A 6,860-nucleotide genomic window follows, 5' to 3' on the forward strand; every position below is an offset into this window, starting at 1 on the left:
ATCGCGCACCACGAAGCAGGCGCCGTTTTGGTGCTTGAAGGCGATATCGCCTTCGGAGACCTGGTCAATGGTGTCGAGCCTCATCTCCAGCACCTGGTCAAACAGCGAGGACTGGAAGGCGGAGAGGTATAGCCTCTTCAGCCGCGGCTGCACGGAGTTGAAGGCCCTCTCCCAGGCATCCGGCCGCTGGACGAGCCGCCCCAGGAGTTCCCGCTCGCCCCGGAAATGGCCGGGGAACAGGGCAAGGCTACCCTCCAGATCGCCGCGCCGGTAGGCATCGATGGCCTGGCTCCAGCGCTCGTCGCCGACGGAGCCTGGATCGCCGATCAAAGCGTCGACGGCTCCCTTATAGTCGCGTCGCAGCATGGCGGCGCCTATCAGGTGGGAATTGCCCTGCGCGCCGTAGCGCTGGGAGCCGAAACGGTTGGGGACGCCGCGCTCTGCCAGGATGGACAGGGACTGCTCAGCAAGGGTCGCAGCCCCGGCTGCCACCTCGCGCACGCGGATGCGGAAGCGGTTTCCCTTCAGATGGCCGAGCCTCAGCTTGTTGCCGTGCAGGGTGGCGGAGAGTACGGTGAGCCCGGGGATCTGCAGGGAAAGCACGGTTTCCGGCTTCACCCTCGGAATGGAGATGGTCTGCCTGGTCAGGCCTACGGAATCCTTCATGCCGGCGTAGCCGAGATCGCGTTCCTGCACGCCGAGCGCCTTGGAAAGGCGGCGCAGGGCCTCCAGGGTGGCGATGCCGCGTTTCTCGATGACGGCGTAGCAGTGCTCGCCCTGCCCGCTCGGCTGGTAGGCGGGAATTTCTTCGACGAGGAAGTCCTCGGGGATGCTCTTTATCGCGCCGCCGATGCCGGGGATCTCGGCGGTAAGGTACCTTTGCTGCAATCTGCCTCCAGAGAGCCTTTCTTAATGGCGGGCAATATACCTGCTCTACGCAGCTGTTTCAATCGAAATCAAGAGGAGGCAACGAGCCGTCTGAGTTTCACCGCACCCTTCGACAGGCTCAGGGCGAACGGCTTTTTCTCTTGCTCTTGGTAAAAAAACAATGTGACAACCTGGATCGTGCGTGGCTTCCCTTCCCCCGGCCCTCTTCCACCTCCGCCTGAAGGGCTTCGGCGGACACGCCCGGGGGGCGAGGGAATGTCAGAGATAGTTAGATGAGTCAAAGGGTTTGCCTTTTATCCCTTTCATCCCCTTTATCCCTGTTAAATTTGCCTTTCGCCTTTCTCTCTCTGTGACAAAGAAAATTGTACTCTCACAAAAATGATTAAGAATAGTAGTTGATAATGTTATACTGTCACACCGAAAATACCTAATGATCAAAGGGGAGTACAGCATGTGCGCCATCAGAGCCGGAAGAACCAGTCTGTCATCCGAGATCGCCGAAAACAGGAAATGGCTCAAACAAGAGGTCAACCCTTTCTTCTTCAAAGCCATGCAGGACGAGCCGGAGGCGTTGAAACTCCTGGAGCGCGAGCTTGCTTCCCTGCGGCACAACCGGCGCATCATCCTGGCCGACCGCGAGAAGACGCTGATCTTCGCCCGGGTGAACGAGCCCGGTTCGCTGTACGACGCCCTGCGCCAATACCAGGACAAGGAGATCTCCTATGCCATGATCACCCACTCGGAGGGGGCGATGCCGGGGATGGATCAGGCGCTCGAGATCCAGAGGTTCGAGTTCGACCGCAAGAAGAACGGTGAGGTAAGGGGATGGCGGGATGTGGAGATCCCCCCCGCCATCGCACAAAGGATCGCCACCAAGCTGAAGCGGAACTACCCCCAGTTCGACATGAGGGATTTCGACCGGTTGTTGCGCATCCTCTGGCTGAACAACGAGGGGTACGTCAGGGTCTCGGTACCGGTACGGGTGGCCCAGGTGCTCCACCTGCTGCAGAAGGCCAGCCAGACGGGCGGCCTCTACATCTACGTGGAGCCGACCACCTTCCCGGACGTCTCCCGGGTGCACTTCGCGGTGACCAACCCGCCTGAGAAGGAATTCCTGCTGCAGCAGATGGAGGTCTTCAACCGGCTGGGGCTGGGGGTGACCCGCGCTTACTGCCTGAACATCACCGACGGCACCCAGCCCTACTTCCTGGGGACCTTCTACGTCAGGAAGCGCTCCGGCGGGTCAATCGAGCCTGGCTCTCCGCTGTTCCTCGCCCTGCAGCAGGAGCTCTACAACACCCAGATCATCGCCACCAAGAGCTTCACCTATCGCGAATTCGTGACCACCGGGGTGATGACCGGCGAGGAGGCGGCGCTGATCAACGCCTTCATCGCCTTCTGCCACACGAACCTCGCCCACAACCAGCCCGACCGCTTCGGGCTGGACGACGTGCAGGCGGCATTCCACTCCCACCCGGAGATGGCGCTGCAGCTCGTCAAGCTGTTCTGGTCCCGCTTCGACCCGGAGATCAAGGACCATAAATCGCTGTACGGGAGCATCCTGGAGGAAACCCTGGGGACGGTGGAAGGGTACAACACGGGACACCGCTACCTGGACGAGGTACGCCGCTCCATCTACCGCTGCTGCCTGCTCTTCATCACCCACACCCTGAAGACCAACTTCTTCGTGCCGGAGAAGCAGGCGCTCTCCTTCCGGCTGGACCCGGCCTACCTGACCGAACTGGGAACCGCCTTCACCTCGGACCTCCCCGGCGTGCTTCCCTTCCGAGTCACCTTCTTCTTCAGCCGCTACGGCTTCGGCTACCACGTCGGCTTCTCCGATATCGCCCGGGGCGGCTGGCGGACGGTGATCTCCAGGAACAGCGACGACTTCATCACCAACTCCAACACCATCTTCCGCGAGACCTTCGTGCTCGCCCACACACAGCACCTCAAAAACAAGGACATCTACGAAGGGGGCTCGAAGCTCGCGATGGTCTTGGACGCCGGCGATCTGCAGCGAAGCGGGGAGCGGAGGATGGAAGAGGGGCGCCTGTACAAGCTGCAACACAGTGTGCTGCACGCCTTCCTGGACATCTTCATCACCAAGAACGGCATCGCCAAGCTGCCGCAGGTGGTCGACTACTACCGGGAGGACGAGCCGATCGAACTGGGGCCGGACGAGAACATGCACGACTCCATGATCGAGAACATCGCCCGGGTCTCCAAGCAGCGCGGCTACATCCTCGGCATCGGCATCATGTCCAGCAAGAAGGTGGGGATCAACCACAAGGAGTACGGGGTCACCTCCACCGGGGTGGTGAAATTCGCCGAGATCACCATGGCCGAGTTGGGGATCGACATCTACCGGGATCCCTTCAGCGTGAAGCTGACCGGCGGTCCCAACGGCGACGTGGCGGGTAACGCCATGAGGATCCTGCTGGAGCGCGCCCCGCAGGTGGCCATCAGGCTGATCCTGGACGGCACCGCCGCGCTCTACGATCCCCAAGGGGCCGACCGCAAGGAGCTCTCCCGCATCCTGCTCAGCCAGGACCTGGAAGCCTTCTCCCCCGAGATGCTGCACGAGGGGGGCTTCATGATCTTCAGAAGCGGCAGCAAGAAGGACGGCCTGCGCCAACAGTACCGGAAGGTGACCCGCACCGCCAAGGGGGTCCATGAGGAATGGATCTCCACCGACGAGTTCTCCCGCGAGTACGCGAGCCTCCCCTTCAAGGTGAAGGCCGACCTGTTCATCCCGGCGGGGGGACGGCCGGAGACCATCGACAAGGACAACTGGCAGGACTACCTGCTGGAGGACGGCACCCCTTCCACGGCGGCCATCGTGGAGGGTGCCAACTCCTTCATCACCCCCGAGGCGAGGCTCGCCCTGCAGAAGGAGGGGGTCATCATCATGCGGGACGCCTCGGCCAACAAGTGCGGGGTGATCTCCTCCTCCTACGAGATCATCGCCAACCTGCTGTTAAGCGAGGAGGAGTTCCTGGCCGAGAAGGAGCGCTACGTGCGGGACGTGCTGGAAATCCTGGAGCAGCGGGCGGCGGACGAGGCGTCACTCATCCTGAAGCGGCGCCGGGAGACGCCGGCGCTCATCTGCACGGAGATCTCCGACAGCCTGAGCGGCGAGATCAACGCGCACTACGCGAGCATCTTCCGCTTCTTCCAGAACCGCCCGCAGCTCTGCCTGCAGCCGCTCTACCGGCGCGCCATCCTCTCGCACCTGCCGCGCATGCTGCGGGAGGAGCCGAAGTACAGCAGGAGGATTCGGAACCTGCCGCAGAAGTACCTGTTCGCCATCCTGGCCGCCGAGATCGGCTCCTCGCTCGTCTACCGCGGCGACCGCGAGGCGGACTTCGAGGCGAGCATCAGGGGGCATCTGCAGAGGTATTTCCCGGGGTAAAAGGGGGTACCGACGGAAAGGCACGAACGACACGAAAGAGGAATGCGGCGGGACCGGGCGACCGGGGTGAACCTGAACAGCGAAAGCAAATCCCCCCTGTCCCCCCTTTGACAAGGGGGGAACGTTAGCGGAAGGCGGTGGCTAACCCCTTTCTTTATTGGACGTTAGCGGAACGTGGTGGCTAAGCCCTTTTCTTTATTGGACGTTTGCGGAACGTGGTGGCTAGGCCCGTTTCTTCATGGGACGTTAGCGGAACGTGGTGGCTAGGCCCGTTCCTTTATGGGACGTTATCGGAAGGTGGTGACTAGCCCGGTTTGTTATTGAAGTGCAGATATCAAGGGGGGGACGCGAGAGCGGGAGTGGTTGCAGGATTTGACAATCACTCCCCCTGCTTCACCTTGTAGTGCACGAAGTAGATCCTCTTCCCTTCCGCCATGAATTTGCGCATGTACTTGGAGAGGTGGTAGCCGGGGAACTCGTGACGGTAGAGGTCCTCGCCGAACATGTTCTCAAGCCCGGCGATCTGCGGCAGCATGGCCGCCACGTCCTCGCCGTAGTCGTCGAAGTCGGTGGCGAAGTAGAAGTCGGCGCCGGGGACCATGTACTCCATCAGGAATTCCACGAACTGCTTGTTCACCAACCGCCGCTTGCGGTGACGCTTCTTGGGCCAGGGGTCGGGACAGTTGATGTACACCGCGCAGAGGCTCCCCTTGGGGATGCGCTCGGTGATGAACATCTTCGCCTCGTCGCGCAGCACGCGCACGTTGGTGACGCCGTGGCGGTCGAGGCGGCGGCAGGTCTTGTAGCACCCCTTGTTGTAGAAGTCGATGGCGATGAAATTGGTCTCGGGGCTGTCGATGGCGGTCTTCAGCATGAAGTCGCCGACGCCGCACCCTATCTCCAGGGCGACCGGCTGCTCATTGCCGAAAACGGAGCTCCAGTTGGGGGGATTGGGAAGTTCCTCGGGTTTCAGATAATTGGGTGATTCGATGTGAATGAAAGATTGCATCCGTTCCTCGTGCGATTTAGTTCAGCGGCCGAACATAGCACAGCATATAGCAAAAAGCAAAACCGTTCCCTTCCTTCCCTTCCTCTTCAGAAGCAATGCCCCCTGTCCCCCCTTCATCAAAGGGGGGACGAGACAGAAAAGGAGGCTGCTTTTTGCCAATTCCAGGGACCGACCGCTTTCGATTGCCATTTTAAAGGCATTGTGCTAATTATATCCTCTTGAAATAAGGCAAAAAAAGGACAAACAGAAAGCATGAAATTTAACGAACTGCAGATTCCGGACGTGGTGGTCAAGGCCATCGACGAGGCTGGTTTCACCGACTGCACCCCCATCCAGGAAAAGGCTCTTCCCCTGGCCCTCTCCGGCAAGGACGTGGCAGGCCAGGCCCAGACCGGCACCGGCAAGACCGCGACCTTCCTGATCTCCCTCTTCACCAAGCTGCTCAGCCAGGAGAAAACGGGTGACGCCCGCCACCCCAGGGCCCTGATCCTGGCCCCCACCCGCGAGCTGGTGGTCCAGATCGAGAAGGACGCACAGTTGCTGGGTAAATACACCGGCTTCAACATCCAGGCCATCTACGGCGGCGTCGACTACATGAAGCAGCGCGACGCGCTCAAGGCGGGGGCCGACATCGTGATCGGCACGCCGGGGCGGTTGATCGACTACCTCAAGCAGAAGGTCTACTCGCTCAAGGACATCGAGGCGCTGGTCATCGACGAGGCCGACCGCATGTTCGACATGGGGTTCATCGCCGATCTCCGCTTCATCCTGAGAAGGCTCCCCCCCTACGACAAGCGGCAGAACATGCTCTTCTCGGCGACCCTGAACACCCGCGTCATGGAGCTCGCCTACGAGTTCATGAACGTCCCGGCCAAGGTCTCGGTTACCCCCAAGCAGATGACCGCGGAAAGGGTCGAGCAAGTGCTCTACCACGTCGCCCGCAAGGAGAAGTTCCCGCTCTTACTCGGCCTGCTCAGGAAGATGGGTATGGAGCGGACCATGATCTTCGTGAACACCAAGCGCGAAGCGGAATTCCTCCAGGACCGCCTGAACGCCAACGAGTTTCCCTGCAAGGTGATCTCGGGCGACGTGGAGCAGAGAAAGCGGATGAAGATCCTCGCCGACTTCAAGGAAGGCAATCTCCCGATCATGATCGCCACCGACGTGGCCTCGCGCGGCATCCACATCGAGGGTGTCTCGCACGTGATCAACTACGACCTTCCCCAGGACAGCGAAGACTACGTGCACCGCATCGGCAGGACTGCGCGGGCCGGGGCGGAGGGGATGGCCATCTCGCTGGCCGACGAGGACGGCGCCTTCTACCTGGAGGCGATCCACGAGTTCATCAACCAGAAGATACCGGTCGAGTGGGCCGAGGATGACATGTTCGTCCACGACTACAAGCGGACCAAGCAGAGACCGCGCGAGCCGAAGCCCGAGCATAAAAAGGGCGGCGACCGCGGCAGGGGAGCTAAGAGCTCCGCCTCCGGCGGCAGGCATCGTGACAGGGGTGCGCGCCCGGCGGCCGAGGCAGGGCGCGGTGGCGAA

Annotated in this window: 4 protein-coding genes; 2 read left to right on the forward strand and 2 right to left on the reverse strand. The window is 61.3% G+C overall.

The window, feature by feature from the left end:
- On the reverse strand, positions 1–888 hold an 888-nt coding region (gene truD, locus VJ604_RS19080), incomplete at its 3' end, for a tRNA pseudouridine(13) synthase TruD (protein WP_324085267.1).
- 451 nt (positions 889–1,339) lie between these two features.
- Between truD and VJ604_RS19085 the strand changes: the two genes are divergently transcribed.
- Positions 1,340–4,303 carry an NAD-glutamate dehydrogenase domain-containing protein gene (locus VJ604_RS19085; RefSeq protein ID WP_324085269.1) on the forward strand — a complete coding sequence of 988 codons (2,964 nt, stop codon included), beginning with the start codon at positions 1,340–1,342 and terminating at the stop codon, positions 4,301–4,303.
- Between the two features lie 379 nt (positions 4,304–4,682).
- Here VJ604_RS19085 and trmB read toward each other — a convergent pair whose 3' ends face one another.
- Positions 4,683–5,312 carry a tRNA (guanosine(46)-N7)-methyltransferase TrmB gene (gene trmB / locus VJ604_RS19090; RefSeq protein WP_324085271.1) on the reverse strand — a complete coding sequence of 210 codons (630 nt, stop codon included), beginning with the start codon at positions 5,310–5,312 and terminating at the stop codon, positions 4,683–4,685.
- A 252-nt stretch (positions 5,313–5,564) separates the two neighbouring features.
- Here trmB and VJ604_RS19095 point away from each other — a divergent pair.
- Positions 5,565–6,860, forward strand: a 1,296-nt coding sequence (locus VJ604_RS19095; RefSeq protein WP_324085273.1) for a DEAD/DEAH box helicase, incomplete at its 3' end; no start/stop codon positions are given.

The sequence above is a fragment of the Geomonas sp. genome (genome assembly GCF_035254065.1).
Taxonomy (GTDB): Bacteria; Desulfobacterota; Desulfuromonadia; order Geobacterales; family Geobacteraceae; genus Geomonas.